The sequence below is a fragment of the Acetobacter sicerae genome (assembly GCF_011516765.1).
GTDB classification, from domain to species: Bacteria; Pseudomonadota; Alphaproteobacteria; order Acetobacterales; family Acetobacteraceae; genus Acetobacter; species Acetobacter sicerae.
The window spans coordinates 95,949-118,266 of record NZ_JAAABN010000002.1 but is presented as its reverse complement, the minus strand read 5'-3'; the positions used below and the strand labels follow the sequence as shown (position 1 = coordinate 118,266).

Genomic DNA, 22,318 nt, shown 5'->3' with positions numbered 1-22,318 from the left:
TCCCGCTGTTTCGGGAACCCCGTTGCCAGAGGCATGAAGTATGAGTCTTGAATCCGTTAAAGCCTTTTTCGCCGCCAACGCGCCCGACGTGGAGATTATCGATCAGGGCGCGAGCACGGCGACCGTCCCTCTGGCGGCTCAGGCGCTGGGCGTGAAGGAAGGCCAGATCGCCAAGACACTGGCCATCAAGGTGGGCGACGAGCGGGTTCTTGTCGTCATGGCCGGAGATGCACGCCTCGATAACCGCAAGACCAGGGCCGCCTTCGGCGCACGTCCCAGAATGCTTCCCGCTGAGGAGGTGCTGGAACTCACCAGCCATCCCGTAGGCGGTGTGTGCCCGTTCGGTCTGCCGCAGCCGATGAAAGTCTATTGCGATGTTTCACTGAAAGCGTTTGACGTGGTCTATCCGGCGGCAGGTTCGCTCACGAGTTCCGTGCGGCTGACACCGGCGCGACTGGCGGAATTGGTGGAGGCGGGGTGGGTGGATGTTAGTCAGGATATGGTCGTGGAGTGAGGGGGAGGAAGGTCTGTTTCGGAATGCGATTATACCATTTGTAGATATCTCTGCTTTCACCCCTTTATCGAGGTAAAAACTTCTGAGCGACAGTTTCCGCAGCAGACGGTCCGCAAGCTTCCCTCGACGGACATGGAGTAAGTCTTCGAAATGGAAACAGGCTCGGTCGAAATGCGAGGGTTAACCAGATTAAGGGGTTTGGACAATCACAACAAAATACTATACATCAGGTGTTATCAACTTGGTCCCATTTTTCAAAATGGCCCATCCTGTTTTGTAAAGTAAATAGCAAAAGAAATCATTATCTGATAGAGGATTTTTTTCAGGAAGGTTGTTATTGTGTGTTATAAAATTCCCTAATATTCTACGAGAAACTACGGATGGAGAGTCCCCAGAAAACTTAGCTATTTTTTTCTCAATATCGTATTCTACTATAAGATTTTTCTGAATGGCAAACTCAAAAAAATCTACAAGATTTTTTATAGCTTCTGATGTGTGAATATTGATTTCTACATCGGAATTAATGTCGTTCCATATGCCATATAAATTATTTCCATCTAAATATTTTAATGCTTCAGAAAATTTCTCTGACATTTCTCACCTAAACAAAAATTGGATTTTGTTTCCCGTGCTCCGTTTTGCAACCTGTTTTTTATCTCTAATTTTTCGAGTGTCTGTTTGTCGAAATCCCTTAATTATGTTGCAAAACACAATTTGGTTTTTATAAATACATAGGGTCTTCTTCCCTTAAAAAAGACTATTTATAGATAGAATCAGCTTTTTAAACATAAAATCGTTCAAAGCTTTTAGTGCAATCAGCTTTTATCCGGTCTTTTCTGCAAACTCGCAAAAACCTTCCGCATTTTCACAACTTTCGGCGCAACAACAACCTGACAATACCCATTGTCAGGATTGCGCCTGAAATAGTCATCATGTTCCGCTTCCGCTGGCCAGAATGTGGTCAGCGGTTCGATCTGCGTAACCAGCGGCTCGTTCCACAGGCCCGACTGTTCGATTTCCTGCCTGACAGTTTCCGCCGTTTCACGCTGTTCTTCACTGGTCCAGAAAATGACCGACCGATACTGGGGGCCTCTGTCATTCCCCTGCCGGTTCAGCGTGGTCGGATCATGCAGCGTGAAGAAAATCCGCAAAAGCTGGGCATAGGAAATCACCGCCGGATCAAAGATGACTTCCACGACTTCCGCATGACCGGTGAGGCCGGAGCAGACCTCTTTATAGGTCGGGTTTTCGGTCTTGCCACCCGCATAGCCGGACTGCACGCTCAGGACACCGTTGATGGAGACCAGCACGGCCTCCACGCACCAGAAGCATCCTCCTCCGAGTATCGCTGTTTCAGTCATGGTGTGGTCCTGTCAGTTCATTCTGTGAAGGTCTTAACCTCATGTAGGTGACAGAGTTTCCCCCGTCACTCACACATAAAGTAAGTCAGCAGAAGCTGTTTCCCACAACACCCTGATCGGAAACAGAAGAAGTTTTTGGATGTCGCCTTTTTTCAAAAAGGCGACGTTCTTCAAAGCTTTTTGAAAAAAGCTTCACCAAAAACTTTTATCTGCCTAAGAAACTCAGCACTCACCCCAGACGGGCGAGTGCTGCCTTCAGGCGATCCCGATCACCCTGCTGGGTCACCAGACGCTCGCGGGTTTCCTCAACAACCTCCGGCTTGCCGCGGGCGATGAAGTCCGCATTGCCCAGCTTGCGCTCGGTTTTCTGGATTTCACCTTCCGCCTTGGTCAGTTCCTTCGCCAATCGGGCGCGTTCAGCGTCAAGGTCGATGATATCGGCAAGCGGCAGAACCAGCGTCGCTTCATCAAGCACCGCCTGAGCCGAGCCTTTCGGCACATCGCCGTCCAGAACGCCGATTTCGGAAACACGAGCCATGCGGCCGATCGTTTCCTTCCAGCGTGTGGCGCGATCCTGCGTGGTGGTCGATGCGTCCTTCAGCAGCACAGGCGACAGACGGGAAGGGGGCACGTTCATTTCCGAACGCACAGTGCGGATTTCGGAAATAAAGCGCGTCAGCCAGTCGATTTCCTCAACAGCCGCCTCGGCTCCCGGCACGGTCACAGGAACCGGCCATTTCGCACCCATAAGCTCGCCACGCGGACCATAGCCGAACTCGTGCCACAGCGTGTCAGTGACAAACGGCATGATCGGCTGAAGCAGACGCAGGATCGTCTCCAGTACCCAGGCCGTGACGGCGCGCAGTTCATCGGCTTCCGGTGTTGTGTCACCCGAGAACAGCGGCTTGGTCAGTTCCAGATACCAGTCGCAGAAACGGTTCCAGACAAAGCGGTAGCACGCGCCGGCATATTCATCGAAACGATAGGCTTCGAGCGCGCTGGTCGCCTCGCTGATGGCCTTGGACGCTTCAAAGATGATCCAGCGACCAAGCGGGCTCTGCACGGTCGAAGGATCGAAGCCCTCAACCGGCTTCACACCGTTCATCTCGCAGAAGCGCGAGGCATTCCACAGCTTGGTCACAAACGCACGGTGATCTTCGACACGCTTTGGACCGAACTTCAGATCACGTCCGACGCCGGTCAGCGCGCAGATGGTGAAGCGGACCGCATCCGCGCCGTACTGGTCGAGCAGTTCCAGCGGGTCGATACCGTTGCCTTTGCTCTTGGACATCTTCTGGCCGCGCTCATCGCGCACCAGACCATGAATGAAGACGGTGCGGAACGGCACATCCTTCATGAAGTGCAGGCCCATCATCATCATCCGGGCGACCCAGAAGAAGATGATGTCGAAGCCGGTGACAAGCACGTCGGTCGGATAATAGCGGGCCAGATCCGGCGTCTTATCCGGCCAGCCGAGGGTGGAGAACGGCCACAGCGCGGAGGAGAACCACGTGTCCAGCACGTCTTCATCCTGCGTCAGTTCGACGTCTTCGCCGTAATGCGCTTTCGCCTGCTGTTTCGCGTCGGCATCGTCATATCCGACGAAAACGGCGCCATCCGGGCCATACCAGGCTGGAATACGATGCCCCCACCAAAGCTGGCGGGAAATGCACCACGGCTGAATGTCCCGCATCCAGGCGAAGAACGTGTTTTCCCACTGGCGCGGCACGAAAGTGACATCGCCTTTTTCAACAGCTTCAATCGCCGGACCGGCGAGGGTAGCCGCATCGCAGTACCACTGTGTCGTCAGGCGCGGCTCGACCACCGCGCCACCACGCTCGGCGTGCGGCACCTGATTGGTGTGCGGCTCGATCTCGACGAGGTAACCCAGCGTTTCCAACTCGGCGACAATGGCCTTGCGGGCGTCCTCGCGGGATCTGCCTTCCAGACCGCGCACGAAAGCAGGATCGGCCAGACCTTCAACGGTGTGAAGATCGTCCTCGATTTCCGCGAGCGTAACGGCAGCGCCTTCATCCAGCACTGTCAGCATCGGCAGGTCATGACGCTTGCCGACTTCAAAGTCGTTGAAGTCATGCGCCGGGGTGATCTTGACCGCGCCGGTGCCTTTTTCCGGATCGGAATAGGTGTCGGCAACGATGGGAATACGGCGACCGGTCAGCGGCAGGACAACAAAACGTCCGACCAGAGCCTTGTAACGCTCGTCCTCGGGATGCACGGCGACAGCCGTATCGCCCAGCATGGTCTCCGGACGGGTTGTGGCGACGACAATGGATTCACCCTCAGAGTCCGCGACCGGATAGCGGATGTGCCAGAGATTGCCGCGCACTTCCTTGTTCTCGACCTCGAGGTCGGAAATGGCGGTCCGGAAATGCGGGTCCCAGTTGACGAGGCGACGGTCACGGTAGATCAGCTTCTCACGATAGAGCGTGACGAAGACTTCCTTGACGGCCTTGGACAGTCCGTCATCCATGGTGAAGCGTTCGCGCGACCAGTCGAGGGACGAGCCGAGGCGACGAAGCTGCCGGGTGATGCCGCTGCCGGATTCACCTTTCCATTTCCACACCCGGTTGAGGAATTCTTCGCGACCAAGTTCCTGTCGCGTGGTGTTTTCACCCGCAAGCTGACGTTCAACGACAAGCTGGGTCGCAATGCCCGCGTGATCCGTGCCGGGCTGCCAGAGCGTGTCGCGCCCCTGCATGCGCTGCCAGCGGATGAGCGTGTCCTGCAACGTCATGGTCAGCGCATGCCCCATATGGAGCGTGCCGGTGACATTGGGCGGCGGGATCATGATGGTGAAAGGCGTGGCCTTGCTGTTCGGATCGGCAGCGAACCGTCCCTCAGTTTCCCAGGTTTCGTAGAGCTGGGCTTCGGTGTCCGTCGCCTGAAACGTTTTGCTGAGCATCGCCTCTAACCAGATGGAAGGTGTTTGAACAAAAAGAAACGCAGCGCTTATGCCGCGCTGCGTTTCTTCATACCGCTTTGAGCGGGTCTCTGACCAGCCATCCTGAACCGTTGCCGGTCAGTCAGTCAGGCCGGGACAGAAAGATCAGCGGTCGCTGAGACGCTCGATCTCTTTCTGAACAGCCTGCTGGACAATGCCGGACAGATGCTGGTCAAGCCATTCCTTCAGGAATGCGCGCACTTCATCGCGAACGATGTCTTCGATGGTCAGGTTTCCACCACGCGTGATAGCCACTCGTCTCTCCTTGTGTTCAAAAGATTGTTTGCGGCGCAGCATCTGTTGCAGCGCACCAAAAGAATGCTCCGTAGCACCGACAGTCTGCTTGTCCAGAGCGATCTGTACGGGCTGCGGTGCATCAGAGTCGGAATAGCCGGCGGCGGTTTCCGCCGGGGTTCTGTTCTCGCTCATTCTGGTCCTAGCCTGTTGTGTCTCGATATTCTCCACCAGATGCTCGGGTGGAGACAAGGGGGGAACTACAGGTACTGGTGTTGGCAGGGTAGGGACGGGGACATGAGATTCGGTTTCTGCCGTCACCGATTCATGTGTCTCTGCAGGTTGAGCGGAAACAGGTTCCGGTTCAGGTGCAGGAGATGGTGGGGGAGCAGTCACGTGTTCTGGCTCTGCCGGCGCTTCAGCGACAGGCGCAGGCGGCTCAGGTGTCGGCTCTGGCTCCGGTTCCGGTTTCTGCTCCGCTTTCTGTTCAGGTTCCGCCGGAAGGGGAACTGGTGCATGCGCTTCTACAGGCGCGGCAGGCTGCTCCTGTTCCGTATGCTCATGTGATTCCGTCTCTTCCTCAGGTGCAAACATGGAGGAATCGAGCACGAGCACGCTGTCATCGTCGTCCTGCGGAGATGGTGCAGGTGGAGCGACTGCTTCCTCGGACTTCGGTTCCGGCTGTGCGGGCGTCTGGAGCTCAGGTGCAGTGGACTGCTGGGAGACAGCGTGCGCCTCTTTTCCTTCCTGTAGAATGCGGCGGATGGAACTCAGAACAGTGTTGATGGAACCGTTTTCCGACTGCTGCGGGTCGTTATTCTCTGTCATTAAAAAACCTTTCCACGCCGCGCTTATCGTCCGGGCTGATCCAACGCATAGTCATTCAGCCCCCACAAACGATCCTTAACCGCGTTATAGTAGGCTTTCTCATTATAAAGCGGCACGTTCAGATGCAGATCAAGTGCTGTCAAGCGCCCGATAGCAGAGGCGACGTTATAAGAGGACGTGACCATGTTACTGAGGCTCTGAACAAGCGCGACCTGCGCCTGAAGGAGGGTGCTCTGCTGCTGCAGCACTTCAAGAGCAGTGCTCGTACCCACAATAGCCTGTCGTTCCACACCATCAAGAGCGACCATACCGGCCTTGATGGCGGCGTGATTGCTTTCGATAGCAGCTTTGTAAGACACCAGACGCTGCCAGTTTGACGCGGCAGCCTGCGCAGCCGTCCGGCGCTGCACGTCAACAGCGCGACTGGAGGCCTGAGCCTGCTGTTTGGCCTGTCGGACTTCCGAATATTCCGATCCACCCTGGTAAATGGGGACGGTCACATCCAGCGTGGCGTATTTGTCGTCATTGGTCTGACCGCCCAGCTGCTGGTTGACCTGACGCATGTAGGCGACGGACGCGGCTACGGTCGGCATCAGAGCCGCCATGGCGACCGCCACAGCATCTTTCTGAGCCGATTCGGTAAAGAGCGCGGTGATGACGTCAGGATTGTTCTTCACCGCCATGGCCACGGCTTCGTTCTCCGATTTGACCGGAAGCACGAGTGGCTGGGGAGGAACGAGGTTGGGCGGCGGCGCCATCCCCACAACCTGCATATAGGTAGCCTGCGCGGTCTGGAGCGTTCCTTCAGACTGCTGGCGGGTCGCTTTCGCGCTCGCATAGGCTGATTCGGCCTGCGCCACGTCGGTGCGCGTAATTTCACCAACGCGGAAACGTTCGTTGGTGGCCTTGAGCTGCTGCTCAAGCACGCGTTCGTTGTTGATGTTCAACTGGAGAAGCTGCTCATCCTCAATTACACCGACATAAGCGTTCACAACGCTCATGAAGACCTGCTGTTCCGTGGAGATCAGCTTGGCTCTTTCGGCCATGACCTTGTTGACGGCCTGATGGGTCTGGGCTGTCGTCTTGCCGCCAGAATAGATCGGCTCGGTGGCGGACACGTTCGCGGCATAACCGAACGTGCTGTATTTGCGCTGATAGCTTGCAATGCCCTGCGCCGGATCGCCGGTATAGTTGTTGCTACCCTTATAGTAGCTGGGATTGAACTGTCCCTTGATTGTGGGATGCCAGCCTGCAAGCGCTGTGGGGACGTTTTCGTCCGTCGCCCGCAGTGTCGCACGTTCCTGCTGAAGTGTCGGGTTGGTCAGGTAGGCAACAGAAAGAGCTTCCTCCAGCGTGTGGGGAATGAAACTGGGCTCGCCGCTGCCATCATATTTCTGGGCCATGGCTGTCGAGCTGCACAGTAGAGCTGCCAGTCCCAAACCCAAGTGGCAGGAATGTTTCATGTAACTTCTCTCTTTGATACCTGCTCCGCACACTCGACCGGAGTTGAGAGCTTATGCCACGCTGATGTCGGATTTTCCACTATTCTACTTAACCGCAGATTGCCACATCGGAATTTTATATCAGCAGTAGTGCTTTCCCTCCTCAGAATGCAAACGCTGCAGGTCGTTCAAAGGCTGGCAGCACCGGAACATCAGCATCGAAAAAGCGGCGGACGGACCATCCTTCATCCTTTTCCGCCTCGGCGAGAAAAGCGGAAGACGTGCCGTCATTCGGGCGCAGTATCCCGGCCACACGACCGTTTTCGGCCAGCTGCGTGCTGCAGAAACGCGGGATTTCCTCAATGGCTCCGTCAAAAAGGATCAGATCGAACGGTGAGCTTTCGGGGGCGCCAGAGGCAAGAGACGACTGTGACCACGATACATCGACAGACGCACGAGATGTAAATGACGTGCCGATTGCGAGAAGAGCTTCATCTTCTTCCAGCGCAATCACCTCTGCGCCAAGCATCGCGACAAGGGCTGCGGTATATCCTGTGGCGGCGCCGACCACGAGGACACGCTGCCCCGGTTGAACATCTGCCATCTGAACGAAGCGCGCGGTGACCATCGGCTGTAGCAGGTAACGACCATTTCCGAGCGGAAGCGTGAGATCGGAATAGGCGAATTCCTGCTCGTTTTCCGGGAGGGCGTCTTCACGGGGCAGAACCCGCATTGCCGCAATGATGCGGGGATCGTTTACTTCCAGTGGACGCACCTGATCATCAACCATCCGCTGCCGGGAATCATCGAAAGCCAAAGCCACCGGGTTGGTCTCGGGGGAATACGGAGCCGTCACGGAGGTCAGGGCCCGGTCTGCGGCATAGGTCATGATGGCGATGTTCCGTTTCAGTCTGTGTGGTCTCCGTGGAAACACAGCGGCTCCAGGATCATTATATGACAATGACAAAACCCAGCCGAAGCCCTGCGTCAACCGATTGTAGCGTAAACTGTGCTGACAATGGGTTGAGCAGACACGACTGGCACAGGAATGACAGACAGGACTTGACCCGCCACGAGACGTGAGAGATATAGCGCTGACACCGATGAGGTCCGGTGGCAGAATGGTGATGTAGCGGACTGCAAATCCGCGAATGTGGGTTCGATTCCCGCCCGGACCTCCAGGTGCTTCTAATTCCCCGGAAAACAAGACAAAAAACAGCGCAGCTTTACAAAACAGCAGAGCCTGTTTGTAGCACAGCGAAGCGCTGTCTTTTATCTGCTCTCAGGCTCCGCTTCACCAGAAAGCGGCCTCAAGCAGATTCTCACGAAGCAGTGAATGTCGTTATCCGGTAAACAGAATGTCAGTCACGACAGGTGTGTTCCTGTCGTGTGTGGATATGCGGACCGGGACGCAATGAACTCGTCTTGTCAGGGCCTGATATGGAGCAGAACCTCTTTCTGCCTGACCAATTCAGGCAGGCGTCATTCCTTCGCCATCTGACAGGCGAGGGCTGAAGCCGCTCCGAACAGACCCGGCTCCGGGTAGTGGATCATTCTGACGGGGATTTTCCGCATCAGTGTTTCGAAGCGACCTTTTTCAATGAAACGATGAAAGAAGTCCGAGCGGGGCAGAACGTTCATCAGACGTTTCCCCAGCCCCCCGGCGATGACGATCCCTGTAGCGCCATGGGCAAGAGCCATATCGCCGGCAAATGATCCCAGCAGTCGGCAGAACCGGACCATTCCCTGCATGGCGACCTGATCATGGCCCTCGAGAGCCAGTGTCCAGAGCTGCTTGTCGTCCAGATTACGATTCACTTCGCCCATATCGTCGGCGACAAGGCCGCAGATATGAATGATCGCCGGCCCTGAAATCACGCGCTCGGCCGAGACGCGTCCGTAGATGGCGCGCAGCCGATCAAGCAGACGGTCTTCAAAATCGTCGCAAGGGCTGAAGCCGATATGGCCACCTTCCGCGCCCCGCACGAGGGTTTCTCCTCCATGCCGGATGATGCTGGCCGTGCCGAGTCCCGTTCCCGGTCCAATCGTCAGGATGGTTCCATTCTCTGGGAGCGGATGATCGGGGCCACACAGATAGGGCTGATGGTCGTGATCAAGGTGAGCCACCGCATGAGCGACAGCTTCAAAATCATTCAGCAGAAGAGGATTGTCGACCGCCAGCTGATCGGCCAGATCCGCTCTGACAATGACCCATGGATTGTTCGCCATCGTCAGAATCTCGCTCTGAACCGGGGCGGCAACCGCCAGAGCGGCCCGACGGGGGAGAGGTTTCCCCAGATTCTGGCGGAAATGGCTCCAGGCGCTTTCCAGCGTGTCATGGTCCGCCACATTCAGGATCATCGGCGCATCAAGTGAACTGACACGTCCCTGACTCACTGTCGCAATGCTGAAACGCGCATGGGTTCCGCCGATATCGGCGACGACGATCTCTTCCATGATCAGCAGGCTTCCTTTTTGTTCATCAGGGACAAAACGCGCTGTACCTCAGGGTAGATAAGGTGTTCCGAAAAGGGTGGTTTTCAGAATGTCTGTTATGAGGCGGGTTTGGTGAAGGGAGACTAGCGTGGTTTCTGGTCTGCTGTGATGCGTGACATGATCGCACTCCGAATAATCCCGGGCGTGAAACGGTCAATCAGCCGCAACAGCCGGAATGGCCAGGGAAAAATTGTCTCTCCCGTATTGCGGGCAAGAGCGGCGATGATGTGGCGGGACGCTGCTTCAGGCGTGACGAGAAAGGGGCGGGGACCGATAATGCGGCGGCTCATGGCGGTATCCACAAAGCCCGGCGCAATCAGGACCACGTTCACCCCCAGCGGAGCAAGCGCGATGCGCGCAGAGCTTGCGAATCGGGACAGACCGGCCTTCGATCCACCGTAACCGGCAGCAAAAGGGAGGTCATGATAGGCGGCTACGGAGCCGATCAACGCGATTTTTCCGCCGCCTCGCGCCTGCATCCTGTCAGCCGCCGCCATGGTGAGGGCGGAAGGCACGGCGTAATTGACAAGCCCGAGTTCCAGAACGGTTTCGGCTCGTTCCGTTTTTTCCGAAGCGGTCTTCATATCGGACAGACCGGCGCAGAGTATGACTGTATCAAACTGTGTCACGTCATCATCAGCGCGAAAGGCCGTGATGGCTGCATGACCATCAGACAGGTCGATTTCCCGTGTCAGGACAGAAGCGCCACGTTCCCTGCAAATTCGTGAAATATCCTGAAGACGATCGGCATTGCGGCCCCACAGGACAAGCGTATTGCCCGGCCGCGCGTAATCGCAGGCAAGCACTTTTCCGATCCCACCTGAAGCGCCTGTGATGAGAATACGAATCGGTTTCATCGGTGCGTGACTTGTCGCGCCGGACGTTCTGATGGATGAAAAGCAGGAAAACGGAAACAATCTGTTGTGTCGTTTCACGTTGGCAGCGGTTTCTTTCAACGGTATGTCCAATGCCCTTCACGCACCGAGAGCAAGGTGCTGGTTATGGTATCGCGCGGAACCGCGTGTTTGCAGGGAGAGTTCATGACCCAGACGGCGCGCCTTGTCATTACCCCGGTCAGGGGTTTTCGGCAGTTGTCGACCTTTATCCGGCTCCCGCGTCGACTCTATGCAGGCAAGGCGGGATACGTGCCGCCTCTGGACATGGAACAGCGCAATCTGCTCGATCCTGCGAAGTCCCCCTTCTTTCGTCATGGAAAAGCGCAGTATTTTCTGGCTTGGCGCAATGGTCGCGCCGTAGGGCGCATCTCTGCGCAGACGGACGATCTGGTGCGTGACGCCGCGCCGGAAACCGGCCTGACACCGCAAACAGGATTTTTCGGCGCCCTGGATGCAGAGTCGCCTGACGTGGTGGCCCCGCTTCTGGAAGCCGCCGCCGAATGGTTGCGCTCACAGGGCATGACTTCAATGCTCGGTCCGTGGACGCTGAACAGCAACGGTGAATACGGCACGATGATCGAGGGCCAGCAGGCCGCTCCCATGGTCATGATGCCGTGGCATCCGCCATTTCTCAGCGAGGCCATCGAGGCCGCCGGTCTGACGAAAAAGATGGATGTCCTGTCCTATCAGATGGAGATGGGACCGCAGGCCGAGAATGCGCATATCGTTCCAAAAGGACTCTCCCTCGGGGAAGGGCGGCTCGGCGCGCTGTCTGTCCGCCAGATGGATGCGAAGAATATCGAGCGCGACGGCGAGATCCTCCGCTCGATGTATAATGATACGTGGCGGGATACCTGGGGTTTCGTCCCTTATACAGACGACGACATGAGGGGCATGATCCATGAGATCAAACCCATCCTCAAATCCGAGCACTTCGTGCTCGTCGAGCAGAACGGTGAGCCGGCGGGCGTTGCGCTGGTGGTTCCGAATGTTTTTGACGTGGCAGGCGATCTGGGGGGAGCGCCATCGCCTCTCGGCTGGGTGAAGCTGGGCGTGCGTCTTCTGCGTCACGAGTTTCATTCAGCGCGGGTCATCCTGCTGGGTGTCAGCAAGGCGCTTTCAGGAACTGCTCTGGGCGCGCTTCTGCCTGCATTGCTGATCAGCGAACTGATGAAGCGGGGCCACGTCCTGCCTTACCGCCAGATCGAACTCGGGTGGGTGCTGGAAACCAACATGCCGATGCGCCGTCTGATCGAGCGGATTGTGCCGCAGCCGACCAAAAAGCACCGGGTTTTCCATCGCTCTCTTTGAGAGCCTGTGTGCTGACCTGTCTCCTGATCGGATATCATCCCACACCTCTGCGCCGTTGACGCTGCGATGTAATGCACTCAGTTTCAGGGGCGTTCAAATAATCATGATGCGCAATCTGTGAATATCACGTCGAACAGTGACGCATGGACTGCCACGTTTTGTTATTTGTAATCCTGCCCGGCACAGTTGATGAGAAGTAGTTGATTTCCGTCAACTGAGTAGTGAGGGGTGGAGAGTGGGGTGAACGCGCGCAGTCAGACATCTGCCACGCGCTGGTCGTCGCTACGACGACTGGTGTGGATGCCGTCACCCAGCAAAGAATACTTTCCAGCAGGCTGGTTCATGTTCTGTGTGCGGACATGGCTGGCCGTCTGGCTCGCTCTGGCCGTGTCATTCTGGTTGCAGATCTCCTCTCCGGGATCATCAGCCGTGACCGTCATGATTCTGGCCCAGCCTCTTCGTGGCCAGATGCTGTCCAAAGCCCTCTACAGACTTGCTGGCACCTTTGTCGGAGCGTTTGTCGCGCTGGCGCTGACATCCTGCTTCAGTCAGGACCGTTCCCTGCTTCTGGGAGGCGTCGCCCTGTGGCTCTCTCTCTGCTGTATCATGGGAACACTGGAGCGGGATTTCCGTGCTTATGCCGCCATGCTGGCAGGCTATACCGTGGCGCTGATCGCCATCGGCTGCATCGACACACCGGAGTCCGCCTACGATGTCACGGTCAACAGGGTGTCGGCCATCGTCATCGGGATCGCTGCTACGGCCGCCGTCAACGATGTCTTCGGTTCACCGACAGCCTGGAGCAAGCTGACACACGCGCTTGATTCGCTGGCCGCAATGGTGGCGCGGATCGCCCGTGATGCTGTTGCAGGCCGATCGGTGCCGGATGCTTCCGCCGCCGCCGGTATTGCAGGCCAGATCATGGCTCTGACCTCGCAGGTCTCCTTTGCCCGCACCGAGATTTCCGACGGGCGTCTCCGTATGGTCGGCGCTCGCTCCGCGATGGTGGCCCTGCTGGAGATGCTGAATTGCAGTCGCGCGATTGCCATGGCGCTCGAGCGCGGGCTGGTGTCGGACGCTGTTATCAAGCGTGTCCGCTCGGCGTTCGGCACGGGCGATGCGGTGTCATCGCCCCGCATCGCTGTGGAGGATCTGGAACAGCTGGCGCGGGAGACCCATCTGGACGCGGCAGGCAATGAAACCCGGCTGACACTGGATGAAGCGTGGTTCGTTGAGCGCGTCATGTCCCTCCTGTCCTACTGGCGCTGGGCCGAGGACGGTGTCGATTGCGTCCACAAGGGAGGGCACGCCCGGACGCAGGCGCCTGAACTGAAGATCGTGACGCATCAGGATATCATTCTGGCGCTGCTGAACGGTCTGCGTGTGCTGATCGGTTTTTCTCTCGCGGCCGGGCTCTGTATCCTCACCGGGCTGCCGCAGAGTTATTCCGCGCTGTCCCAGACGGCGATCGTTCTGACACTGGCGGCAACGACCTACGATGTCCGGGCCTTTGGCATGGGCGCGCTGATCGGCATGCCGCTGGCGATCGCCGTCGCGGCCATTCTGAATTTCGGCATTCTGCCGCACGGATCGGAAATGACGTTCTTTGCGATTATGGTGATGCCCGTCATCTTCGGCAGCTGTCTGCTGCTGCTGAATTCGAAGACGTCCGCGATCGGCTTCAATGCGGGTGTGTTCTTTTTCGTCATTCTCGGCGTCGCCAATGAACAGAGCTATGACCTCGCGCAGTTCATCAACCGTGACGAGCAGTATCTGTTTGCCGGCGTGCTGATCTTCATCACCCTGACGCTCCTGCTGCCGCCCAAGGCGAAAACCCGTCGTTTCCGTGTGGCGATGGCCATCGGGCACGATCTTCACCGTCAGTTCGAAGGGCATGGCGAGCAGGAGGGATCAGCCCTCATCAGTCGTCATTATGACCGGCTGACCAAGCTCAGGATGTGGAACAGCTATCTCAGACCTTCAAAAGGACGGGACCGTGTCTTTGCCCGCTTCGCCAGCCTTGATGATCTCGGGGCGGCGCTGGCCCGTGCACGCCGACATCTTCAGCGCGCGGCGACCATTCCCGCCGTGAGAGCCGAGGCCGAAGCAGCCCTGCGGTCCTCCATTATCTACAATGTGGATGCCGCCGTCGCCCGTATGACAATTCACGCGGAACGTCTGCTGCTGCTGTCGGAAAATCTGCCGCATGGCGAAATGGCCACGGTTCTGGGGGCTGTGTCCGGTATGGCGGGTGCGATCCGCGTTCTGGAGCATAACCGTTCCGCCATCAGGCTCTATGACATCTGTCCGGTTCCGTCGATGCGCTGGAGGGCCCTATGAACGCACCGCTCCAGTCCGTCATCAATATCGGCGGACTGCTTGTTTCATCGTTTCTCGTGCATGTCGGCCTCGGCCTTCTGACCATGGTGATCCTCAAGCCGATCCTGACGAAGACACGTCTGGACCGGTTCATGTGGAATGTGCCGCTGGCCGAGTTCGGCATGCTGATCATCTTTACCGGGATCTACACGATCCTGCTCTGAACTGAATGCTGATCCGGCACTCTGCCGGACGGAAAAAGGAGCCTTGAGGGGCAATGGAACGACTGCAAAGCGCGATGGCGTCAGGACAGAACAGAGCAGACAGAGGACCGGCCCGTGTTTGAAAAAGCGCGCAAGGCTCTCCAGTTCACGACCACGGCAGTCATTCTCATCATTGCTGCGATTACGGCCTTTGTCCTGTGGGACTACTATACCTCCGCTCCATGGACACGAAACGGACAGGTCCGTGTCCAGACGGTGAACATTGCGCCGCGTGTCTCCGGGCCGATCATCGCCCTTCATGTCCATGACAACCAGTTCGTGCATGCGGGAGACGTGCTGTACGATATTGATCCGTACGATTTTGAGGTCGCCGTCGCCAATGCGACAGCCGTTGCCGATCAGCGAAAAGCCGACCTGATCCTGAAAACAGCCCAGCATAAGCGACGTGACAAACTGACCGATGCGGCGGCGTCACCAGAGGAAAAGCAGGTCTACGAAGCGACCGCCGAAGTCGCACGGGCGGTCTATGCCCAGGCTCTGGCGCAGCTTGCCCAGGCCAAGATCAATCTGGAACGAACCCACATCCGGAGCACGGTCACAGGCCCGGTCAACAATCTGATCATGCGGGTGGGCGACTTCGCTACCGCCGGCAAAGCGAACATCACGGTCATTGATCAGAGTTCCTACTGGGTGGATGGATATTTCGAGGAAACCAAGATCGGCTCGATCAACATTGGCGATCCTGTCCGCGTTGACCTGATGGGCTTCCATCACCCGATCGAAGGGCATGTGGTGAGTATCACCCGAGGCATTGCGACAGCCAATGCGAACAGTGGCGTGCAGGGACTGCCAACTGTGGACCCGGTCTATACATGGGTGCGTCTGGCCCAGCGTATCCCGGTCCGCGTACAGATCGACCGTATTCCGGAAGATGTAACGGTGGCTGCCGGTATGACGGCGACCGTGACAGTTGTCGGCAGCAAAGGCCACCGTGCACACGATACGCTGCAGGATGCATTCGAGCGACTGCATGACACGGTCTTCGCTGTGGGAGCGGGCACGCACCGCTAAGCCTGCGTCAGCACGCCTCCTTGTAAAGGAACGTGCTGACGTTTTTCTGGTGAAGTTTGTGTTCTGTAGGTCGCTCGTGGTGCGTTGCACACTGCTCGACCGCTCACAAATGTCCCGTTTCCGTCCGTTCGAGCGGCAGCGGGACGTGGCGTTTCGCTTTGGCTTGATCTGCCCGACCGCGCCCGATAGGTTTTCCGACAGACCATTCCCGGTCTTTGCATGAGGCAGACACTGGTGCGTCGGGTGACTGAGACAAAAGTCGGAAGGTGGGGCGTGATTCTGCTGTTGCAGATCGCACTGCTTCTGGCTGCGCTGGCGCCCGCTCAGGCTACCATGCTGCATACACAGGGCGGCGCATCGTCAGCGCATATGGACGCCGGCAGTATGGCGATGGGGGGAATGGCGCAGAGCGATGGTTCCGGTCCATCGGAATGCGCTGGCCGCCATCATCACGCTCTGTCTGCTCCGACAGCCTCCCGGCATTGCAGTGTTCCCCATCACGCGCATGGACCCGATTGCTGCATGGCCGGAGGGTGCGTTCAGTTTTCGATGACGACGGATCCATGGGTCTCCACCGTTCATGGAAAATGGCTGCTCACTGAAGCTGATTACCACCGGTCAGCATTCGGCCTGCCATCGGGTGAAGCGACCATTCCGGCCCTGCCACCTCCCAGAACCCTGTCCTGAAAACCGCCTGAGGCGGTGATCTTGTCCGAAGGACCGCGTCTCCGGCTGTCCTTCCTCTGCGATCTTTTTCAGGATCTTTCAGACATGGTTGAGTCTGTTTTCCCGAAACGTACGTCCATCGGGCGTCGTCGTTTCGTCACCGGTGCTGCGGCTTTGAGTTGCGGAGCCGCGATATCACCCGCTCTGGGTCGCAAGGCCGCGATTGAAAGCACGCTTTCGGCTGAGTTACCGGAACCAGCTTCGTCCTTCCTCCTCAATGTTGAGAAAATTCCCGTTCGTGTCGGGAAGCAGCACGCCAAAGGTGTGGGCATCAACGGCTCCGTACCGGCTCCCACTCTGCGCTGGCGGGAAGGCGACACCGTCGAGATACAGGTCCGCAATCACCTTCATGAAGACACGTCGATCCATTGGCACGGTATCCGTCTTCCGGCCGACATGGACGGGGTGCCGGGACTGAGTTTCGCGGGAATTCCTGCGGGGGAGACGTTTACCTACCGTTTCCCGGTCAGACAGAGCGGCACCTACTGGTATCACAGCCATTCCGGTGGTCAGGAACAGGCTGGCCTCTATGGCGCGCTGGTGATTGATCCAGCCGGCAGGCCTGCCTACACGACGGACCGGGATTATGTGGTGCTGCTGTCCGACTGGACCGACGCTGATCCCATGGACATCGTCTCCAATCTGAAATTTGACGGCGACTATTACAACTTCCGCCAGCGTACGGTCGGCACATTTCTTCACGATATCCGTAAGGACGGCCTGATGGCGAGTGTCCGGGATCGGCTTGCGTGGGGAGGTATGAACATGGCCCCCACGGACATCTCTGACGTGTCCGGGATCATCTATACCTATCTCATGAATGGCCGGTCGCCGGAGAAAGGTTGGACCGGCCTGTTTCGTCCGGGCGAACGCATCCGTCTCCGTTTCATCAACGCAGCCTCCATGACGTTGTTCGATGTGCGTATTCCGGGTCTTACGATGCAGGTTGTCTCGGCTGACGGGAACGACGTGGAGCCGGTGCCTGTCGATGAATTCCGTATCGCGCCAGCAGAGACATACGATGTGATCGTGCAGCCGACGACTGATGAACCGTACACGATCTTCGTGCAGTCAGAAGATCGCACAGGCTATGCGCGCGGAACACTGACCACACGCGAGGGCGTTCTGGCGCCGATCCCACCGATGGACCCGCGACCGCTAAGAACGATGGCGGATATGGGCATGGGCGACATGAAGGGCATGTCCATGACCGGGGAGAATAAAAGCGACCCAATGGCCGGGATGGATATGTCGTCTCACGAGAAGGCTGCTTCTGAAAGCAAACCTGTCGAGCAGGATGCGGCAGCCCATCATCACGCAGCAATGCACGATATGGACATGAACGACATGCCGGGGATGGACATGGGGGACATGGATATGCCCGGAATGTCCATGCATCACTCCATGGCGCACGAAGACAGCCAGAAGCGACAGGACAGGGTCTCTGCCATGGCTCCGCCAGAGCCCCGTCCAGTGCCGCTGAAAACAGGTGTGGAGGTTCAGAGCCTTGCCCCTCAGCCGCAGAACCGTCTTGGAGAAGCAGGTGACGGACTGGATGGCAATGGACGCCGGTGTCTACGTTACACGGATTTGCGTGCCCTGAAGCCGGGGACAGACTCACGCGAGCCTTCACGGGAGATTGTGCTTCACCTGACCGGTAACATGGAGCGCTTCATCTGGGGCTTCAATGGCAAGAAATTTTCGGAGGCAGAGCCGATAAGTCTCGCTGTCGGGGAGCGTGTCCGGTTTGTCATGATCAACGACACCATGATGGAGCATCCAATTCATCTTCATGGTTTCTGGAGTGAACTGGAGAACGGGCAGGGGGCTTTTCAGCCGTACAAGCACACGGTGAACGTCAAACCGGGAGAGCGGTTAAGTTATCTTGTAACGGCGGATGCTCCCGGACTATGGGCGTATCATTGTCATCTGCTCTACCACATGGATACCGGCATGTTCCGGACCGTGGTGGTGTCATGAAGTGGGGACTGATCCCGTCGGCCCTGTTAATGGCGGTCGTATACAGCTCACCTTTGCACGCAGCGCCCATGAATAAAACGATGGCCGTTTCCTACGTTAATGGAATCATGCCCGTTATGGATCAGCGGGTGTATGTTCATGCTCTCCTTGATCAGTTTGAGGCACGATACAGCGGAGCCGGTGGGCAGTTCCGTTATGACGGTCAGGCGTGGTTCGGGTCCGATTACAATAAACTCTGGTTGAAATCGGAAGGGACCGTCGGAACGGATGGCCGTTTCGGGGATGGGGACCACGAGATTCTTTATGATCGCGCAATCTCACGTTATTTCGATGTGCAGTCGGGTGTGCGGCTGGACGTTGATCAAGGCCCCACGCGGGCATGGGGCGCCATAGGCTTACAGGGCCTGGCTCTGTATTTCTTCGATGCCGAGGCGACGTTCTATTTCAGCGACAGAGGTGTCGCCGGACGTCTGACTGGTTCCTACGACATCTTCATTACCAACCGGTTGATTCTTCAGCCGCAGGCAGAACTTAATTTTTATTCAAATTCTGACAGCGCCCGTGGTGTAGGGCGGGGGCTATCGGATATCGATACGGGTCTGAGGTTGCGTTACGAGTGGCATCGAAAAATCGCACCTTATATTGGAATTACCTATTCAAATATGTTCCATGAAAACAGTAACTTCCGAGGAAATATCGGGAAAAATGGCTCTGGAGCCAATTTTACGTTTGGCATTCGCAGCTGGTTTTGAATGTTTGCCAGCGGAAGAGATTATTCGAAAAATATTCTCTTCCAATTAAGTGGAAAACACGCAGCTTATTAGATTCTGTTAACTATTGATTAAATGTTTTGCGGCAAATCTCTGACAAGCCCGCGAGTGTGAAAGACCATGACCGCTCCATAGGGCGCAACAGGTAACTCACTGTGACGACAGGATCAGGACGCATGGACTACTTCATTGTTCAGAAAATGGCCGAGAGCAAAGCTGCTGAACGCATTCGCTCTTTTTTCAATGATCGCGAAGGCGTGACGGCTATTGAATACGCTCTCATCGCCGGGCTCATTGCTGTGGCATCTTTTGCCGCGATGAAAACTCTTGGTGGGTCATTGCAGACCCTGTTCAGCACCATTTCGGATACGCTGGGTAGTGCGCCGACGGCAACAGGTAGCTAAAATTACCTGACGGGCAGATTTGAAAGATGCTGCAATGCATCGCGCTAAATGCAGCATCTTTCCTGCTTGTTCTTTCGGCTGGTACGGATATTCGTTCCCGTACAATATATAACTCGGTTTCCCTTTGTATTTTTGTTCTGGCTATTTTGGTGGCGTATACGCGCGGTGATTGCCTGAGGGAAATATTGGCAGTTATCTTTTTATTCCCTCTATTTTATGTTCTTTGGATTCTCCGCATATTTGGGGGAGGGGATGTCAAACTTATTTTGGCTGTTATTCCTCTGGTTCCTCTTTACCGTTTGGTTTCTCTGTTTTTGTCGATTTCAATCGCGGGCATGTTTGTCGCTTTGTGCTGCATGGCTGTGCCGCTGCTTGGTCGGTGGAGCAATAAACCTCAGGCCTCTTTGCGCGAAGTTTCTGCCTTACGCATGAAGTCGCCCATTTCAGTCCCTTATGGCGTGGCTATCGCAGTGGGTGTTCTTGTTGAAACATTCAGAGATCAAGGCATGTAATGAAACTTTATCGCTATATATTGTATTCTTGCGTTGTTGTTCTGACAATTATTTGTTTAATCCTGATTTTCAGACTGGCGACAAAACAGCAGCCCGCTCCCAGGGTTGTGCAGGTTACGAAGCCCGAACCCATGGCGGCAGTGTTGGTCGCCAATCGACAGCTTTACGCTGGTGAAGTCCTGCATTCTTCCGATATTACCGGCGCAAGTATCCCCAAGGCCTTTGTCTTGCCCGGAACAGTCATGGACTCATCTGCTGCGCGACAGAATGTGGTTGGAGGCCTGTTGCGCGTATCAATTCCCAAGAACGCGCCCGTCAGAGGCGAGGATGTTGTTCATGCCGGTGATGGAGGATTCCTTGCTGCGCTCCTGAGCCCTGGCAAAAGAGGCGTTGCTATGCCGGTTGATCCTGCGAGTGCTGTTGGTGGCTTGATATGGCCGGGCGATTATGTGGACGTTCTCCTCATGCCAACACAGTCTCATGGCCAGGATGATGCCAATTTACAAACGTCATCTGTTAAAACGCTTTTGCGGAATGTTCATGTTGTTGCCGTAGACCAGCATCTGGTGCGAGGTCAGGGGCCTGCGACTGCAAGCACTCAGAGCGCCCGGACCGTCGTATTGGAATTGAATGCGGAAGATGCTCAGAAATTAGCTCTGGCAGAGAAAATTGGTCGTCTTACTTTGACGTTAAGATCTATGACGAAATCGTCGGAAGACGTTTCATCAACAGGCGCTACTTGGAACGATGATATTTTTGATTCCAAAGTTAAAGAAAAAAAAGTGAAAGAGAGTGAATCTGCAGCAATTGGAAATTCCCTGCATGTTTTTAATGGATTAACGGAAGTTACAGATCATGTGCATTAATGCTGTCAGATTTATATTAAAATTATCGTTTGTAAGTTTTTGCTCTTTTGTTTCAGTGGAGAAGGTAAGCTCTGCTGCTTATGCGCGAGCATCTTCAAGTATTGCTCTTGAAGTCGGCAATGGACGGCTTATCGAGTTGGACTCAAGTGTCACCAGCGCATTTGCAGCAGATCCTAAAGTGGCTGAAGTGAGGCCCGCAAATTCAAAAACACTTTTTGTATTTGGAACAGGCGTGGGACGAACCACAATCTCTGCTGTTAATAATGAAGGACGGCCTGTTGGACAGTATGACGTAATTGTAAATCCGTCCCAGTATGCCGCTCATCAGGCGAAAGAAAGCGCCTCTCAGACTTCAGTGGGAAATTATGGGGCGCATGCTGGTCAAAATGGGCTCGACTTCACCGGTGATGCTCCAAATCCAGAAAACGCTCAACGGGCTTGGGAAAATGCTAAGGACCAGGCTGGCAAGTCTGAAGTTTATGATCATGTTCGCCTAAAAGACTCTACGCAAGTCAATCTGCAGGTTCAGATTGTTGAAATGTCTAGACAGCTTGTGAGAGAAATTGGGGTCGAATGGCAGAACATGAATGCTTTGGGGACAAGTGCTGTCATTGGTCTTGCAACCAAAAATCCTTTGGCGGCTCTGGCGTCAAGTCAAAGTAGTTTTGCTTTTTTGTCGCGTTTTAAAATTGGAGGGCGGCAAACAACATTGGAAACAATCATTGATGCGCTTGCCCAGGATCAATTAGTACACATGCTGGCAGAGCCTAACTTGACAACTTCAAGTGGTGAACCGGCGAGTTTCCTTGTTGGTGGTGAATACCCGATCCCGATTTCGTCCTATAACAATACAATCTCTGTCCAATTCAAGCAGTATGGTGTTTCTTTGTCGTTTGTGCCGACGGTTCTGTCGGGTGGACGGATAAATCTTCATGTAAGACCGGAAGTCAGCCAGCTTTCCAGCAATGGCGCTGTTTCGTTTGGTGAAGGCAATTCAACCATAAGTATTCCAGCGATAACAGTGAGTAGGGCTGATACGACCATAGAGTTGGGGAGTGGTCAGAGTTTTGCTATTGCTGGTTTGTTTCAAGACAGTACAACAACCCAAGGCCTTGGGTTGCCTGGACTTGGCGACATACCAATATTAGGCGCATTATTTAAATCAAATAGTTTTCAGCACAATCAAAGCGAACTAGTTATTATTGTTACTCCTTATATCGTCAAGCCTGTTTCCAATCCAGATTTATTGTCCAAACCGAATGATCACTGGTCTGCTCCAGATGACTATCAAAGAGTGTTTCAAATGAGTCAGACAGGAGGGGAAAGAAAAGCGATTAGGAAAAATTCAAATAACAAAACAGAAGAAAGAGTGCCTTCTGATGTAGGTTTTATGGTAGAATAA

At 55.6% G+C, this 22,318-nt stretch carries 20 protein-coding genes and 1 tRNA gene; 13 read left to right on the top strand and 8 right to left on the bottom strand.

The features are described from left to right. The first annotated feature begins 40 nt into the window (after positions 1-40). Entirely contained in the window at positions 41-514 is a 474-nt protein-coding gene (locus tag GVI59_RS03120) for a YbaK/EbsC family protein (protein ID WP_173572854.1), read from the top strand. Positions 515-733: 219 nt separating this feature from the next. Here GVI59_RS03120 and GVI59_RS03115 read toward each other — a convergent pair whose 3' ends face one another. From GVI59_RS03115 to GVI59_RS03090, 6 genes are all read right to left on the bottom strand, one after another. Next, positions 734-1,108 (bottom strand): hypothetical protein, encoded by a 375-nt coding sequence (locus tag GVI59_RS03115; protein WP_173572853.1) that lies wholly within the window; start codon positions 1,106-1,108, stop codon positions 734-736. 221 nt (positions 1,109-1,329) lie between these two features. Continuing rightward, a complete protein-coding gene (gene msrA / locus GVI59_RS03110; protein ID WP_173572852.1) occupies positions 1,330-1,875 on the bottom strand; it encodes a peptide-methionine (S)-S-oxide reductase MsrA in 546 nt (181 codons plus the stop codon). A 229-nt stretch (positions 1,876-2,104) separates the two neighbouring features. Beyond that, the gene (locus GVI59_RS03105) at positions 2,105-4,798 is read right to left on the bottom strand and encodes a valine--tRNA ligase (RefSeq protein WP_173572851.1); all 2,694 of its coding nucleotides are present in this window, start codon (positions 4,796-4,798) and stop codon (positions 2,105-2,107) included. A gap of 144 nt (positions 4,799-4,942) precedes the next feature. Next, on the bottom strand, positions 4,943-5,899 hold the full coding sequence (locus GVI59_RS18965; protein WP_242012915.1) for a DUF2497 domain-containing protein: 957 nt from the start codon (positions 5,897-5,899) through the stop codon (positions 4,943-4,945). Between the two features lie 23 nt (positions 5,900-5,922). Continuing rightward, entirely contained in the window at positions 5,923-7,362 is a 1,440-nt protein-coding gene (locus GVI59_RS03095; RefSeq protein ID WP_173572850.1) for a TolC family outer membrane protein, read from the bottom strand. Between the two features lie 142 nt (positions 7,363-7,504). Then, positions 7,505-8,230, bottom strand: coding sequence for a protein-L-isoaspartate O-methyltransferase family protein (locus GVI59_RS03090; RefSeq protein ID WP_173572849.1), 726 nt, complete (start codon positions 8,228-8,230; stop codon positions 7,505-7,507). 218 nt (positions 8,231-8,448) lie between these two features. Between GVI59_RS03090 and GVI59_RS03085 the strand changes: the two genes are divergently transcribed. Next, positions 8,449-8,522, top strand: a tRNA-Cys gene (locus GVI59_RS03085). A gap of 301 nt (positions 8,523-8,823) precedes the next feature. On the opposite strand, the gene GVI59_RS03080 is transcribed toward GVI59_RS03085, so the two are convergent. Further along, positions 8,824-9,798: a glucokinase gene (locus GVI59_RS03080; protein WP_173572848.1), complete on the bottom strand. Its 975-nt coding sequence runs from the start codon at positions 9,796-9,798 to the stop codon at positions 8,824-8,826. Between the two features lie 122 nt (positions 9,799-9,920). After that, the gene (locus tag GVI59_RS03075; protein ID WP_173572847.1) at positions 9,921-10,694 is read right to left on the bottom strand and encodes an SDR family NAD(P)-dependent oxidoreductase; all 774 of its coding nucleotides are present in this window, start codon (positions 10,692-10,694) and stop codon (positions 9,921-9,923) included. Positions 10,695-10,877: 183 nt separating this feature from the next. Here GVI59_RS03075 and GVI59_RS03070 point away from each other — a divergent pair, with 183 nt between their 5' ends. The 11 genes from GVI59_RS03070 (at position 10,878) to GVI59_RS03020 (ending at position 22,318) form a co-directional block, all read left to right on the top strand. Further along, positions 10,878-12,044 (top strand): hypothetical protein, encoded by a 1,167-nt coding sequence (locus GVI59_RS03070; RefSeq protein WP_173572846.1) that lies wholly within the window; start codon positions 10,878-10,880, stop codon positions 12,042-12,044. 342 nt (positions 12,045-12,386) lie between these two features. After that, positions 12,387-14,384, top strand: a complete 1,998-nt coding sequence (locus GVI59_RS03065) for an FUSC family protein (protein WP_408736596.1) — start codon at positions 12,387-12,389, stop codon at positions 14,382-14,384. Then, positions 14,381-14,587, top strand: coding sequence for a DUF1656 domain-containing protein (locus GVI59_RS03060; RefSeq protein ID WP_099349177.1), 207 nt, complete (start codon positions 14,381-14,383; stop codon positions 14,585-14,587). The genes GVI59_RS03065 and GVI59_RS03060 overlap by 4 nt, the downstream gene beginning before the upstream one ends. Before the next feature lie 114 nt (positions 14,588-14,701). Further along, positions 14,702-15,658 carry an efflux RND transporter periplasmic adaptor subunit gene (locus GVI59_RS03055; RefSeq protein ID WP_173572845.1) on the top strand — a complete coding sequence of 319 codons (957 nt, stop codon included), beginning with the start codon at positions 14,702-14,704 and terminating at the stop codon, positions 15,656-15,658. A gap of 219 nt (positions 15,659-15,877) precedes the next feature. Then, entirely contained in the window at positions 15,878-16,345 is a 468-nt protein-coding gene (locus tag GVI59_RS03050) for a hypothetical protein (protein ID WP_173572844.1), read from the top strand. 84 nt (positions 16,346-16,429) lie between these two features. Further along, positions 16,430-18,364 (top strand): copper resistance system multicopper oxidase, encoded by a 1,935-nt coding sequence (locus GVI59_RS03045; RefSeq protein WP_173572843.1) that lies wholly within the window; start codon positions 16,430-16,432, stop codon positions 18,362-18,364. A gap of 29 nt (positions 18,365-18,393) precedes the next feature. After that, entirely contained in the window at positions 18,394-19,116 is a 723-nt protein-coding gene (locus GVI59_RS03040) for a copper resistance protein B (protein WP_242012937.1), read from the top strand. A gap of 194 nt (positions 19,117-19,310) precedes the next feature. After that, complete coding sequence (locus GVI59_RS03035; RefSeq protein ID WP_173572841.1) at positions 19,311-19,538, top strand: Flp family type IVb pilin; 228 nt, start codon at positions 19,311-19,313, stop codon at positions 19,536-19,538. 26 nt (positions 19,539-19,564) lie between these two features. Then, positions 19,565-20,050, top strand: a complete 486-nt coding sequence (locus GVI59_RS03030) for an A24 family peptidase (RefSeq protein WP_173572840.1) — start codon at positions 19,565-19,567, stop codon at positions 20,048-20,050. Beyond that, the gene (gene cpaB, locus GVI59_RS03025; RefSeq protein ID WP_173572839.1) at positions 20,050-20,916 is read left to right on the top strand and encodes a Flp pilus assembly protein CpaB; all 867 of its coding nucleotides are present in this window, start codon (positions 20,050-20,052) and stop codon (positions 20,914-20,916) included. The genes GVI59_RS03030 and cpaB overlap by 1 nt, the downstream gene beginning before the upstream one ends. After that, positions 20,906-22,318, top strand: a complete 1,413-nt coding sequence (locus GVI59_RS03020; RefSeq protein ID WP_173572838.1) for a type II and III secretion system protein family protein — start codon at positions 20,906-20,908, stop codon at positions 22,316-22,318. Before cpaB ends, GVI59_RS03020 begins: the two co-directional genes overlap by 11 nt.

Excerpts from the sequence above, each read along its gene's own strand:
- GVI59_RS03095 (WP_173572850.1), bottom strand. The coding sequence starts at position 7,362 with ATGAAACATTCCTGCCACTTGGGTTTGGGACTGGCAGCTCTACTGTGC.
- GVI59_RS03050 (WP_173572844.1), top strand. The coding sequence starts at position 15,878 with ATGAGGCAGACACTGGTGCGTCGGGTGACTGAGACAAAAGTCGGAAGG.
- GVI59_RS03090 (WP_173572849.1), bottom strand. The coding sequence starts at position 8,230 with ATGACCTATGCCGCAGACCGGGCCCTGACCTCCGTGACGGCTCCGTAT.
- GVI59_RS03060 (WP_099349177.1), top strand. The coding sequence starts at position 14,381 with ATGAACGCACCGCTCCAGTCCGTCATCAATATCGGCGGACTGCTTGTT.
- GVI59_RS03040 (WP_242012937.1), top strand. The coding sequence starts at position 18,394 with ATGGCGGTCGTATACAGCTCACCTTTGCACGCAGCGCCCATGAATAAA.
- cpaB (WP_173572839.1), top strand. The coding sequence starts at position 20,050 with ATGAAACTTTATCGCTATATATTGTATTCTTGCGTTGTTGTTCTGACA.
- GVI59_RS03120 (WP_173572854.1), top strand. The coding sequence starts at position 41 with ATGAGTCTTGAATCCGTTAAAGCCTTTTTCGCCGCCAACGCGCCCGAC.
- GVI59_RS18965 (WP_242012915.1), bottom strand. The coding sequence starts at position 5,899 with ATGACAGAGAATAACGACCCGCAGCAGTCGGAAAACGGTTCCATCAAC.
- msrA (WP_173572852.1), bottom strand. The coding sequence starts at position 1,875 with ATGACTGAAACAGCGATACTCGGAGGAGGATGCTTCTGGTGCGTGGAG.
- GVI59_RS03065 (WP_408736596.1), top strand. The coding sequence starts at position 12,387 with ATGTTCTGTGTGCGGACATGGCTGGCCGTCTGGCTCGCTCTGGCCGTG.
- GVI59_RS03045 (WP_173572843.1), top strand. The coding sequence starts at position 16,430 with ATGGTTGAGTCTGTTTTCCCGAAACGTACGTCCATCGGGCGTCGTCGT.
- GVI59_RS03035 (WP_173572841.1), top strand. The coding sequence starts at position 19,311 with ATGGACTACTTCATTGTTCAGAAAATGGCCGAGAGCAAAGCTGCTGAA.
- GVI59_RS03075 (WP_173572847.1), bottom strand. The coding sequence starts at position 10,694 with ATGAAACCGATTCGTATTCTCATCACAGGCGCTTCAGGTGGGATCGGA.
- GVI59_RS03115 (WP_173572853.1), bottom strand. The coding sequence starts at position 1,108 with ATGTCAGAGAAATTTTCTGAAGCATTAAAATATTTAGATGGAAATAAT.
- GVI59_RS03070 (WP_173572846.1), top strand. The coding sequence starts at position 10,878 with ATGACCCAGACGGCGCGCCTTGTCATTACCCCGGTCAGGGGTTTTCGG.
- GVI59_RS03080 (WP_173572848.1), bottom strand. The coding sequence starts at position 9,798 with ATGGAAGAGATCGTCGTCGCCGATATCGGCGGAACCCATGCGCGTTTC.
- GVI59_RS03105 (WP_173572851.1), bottom strand. The coding sequence starts at position 4,798 with ATGCTCAGCAAAACGTTTCAGGCGACGGACACCGAAGCCCAGCTCTAC.
- GVI59_RS03030 (WP_173572840.1), top strand. The coding sequence starts at position 19,565 with ATGCTGCAATGCATCGCGCTAAATGCAGCATCTTTCCTGCTTGTTCTT.
- GVI59_RS03020 (WP_173572838.1), top strand. The coding sequence starts at position 20,906 with ATGTGCATTAATGCTGTCAGATTTATATTAAAATTATCGTTTGTAAGT.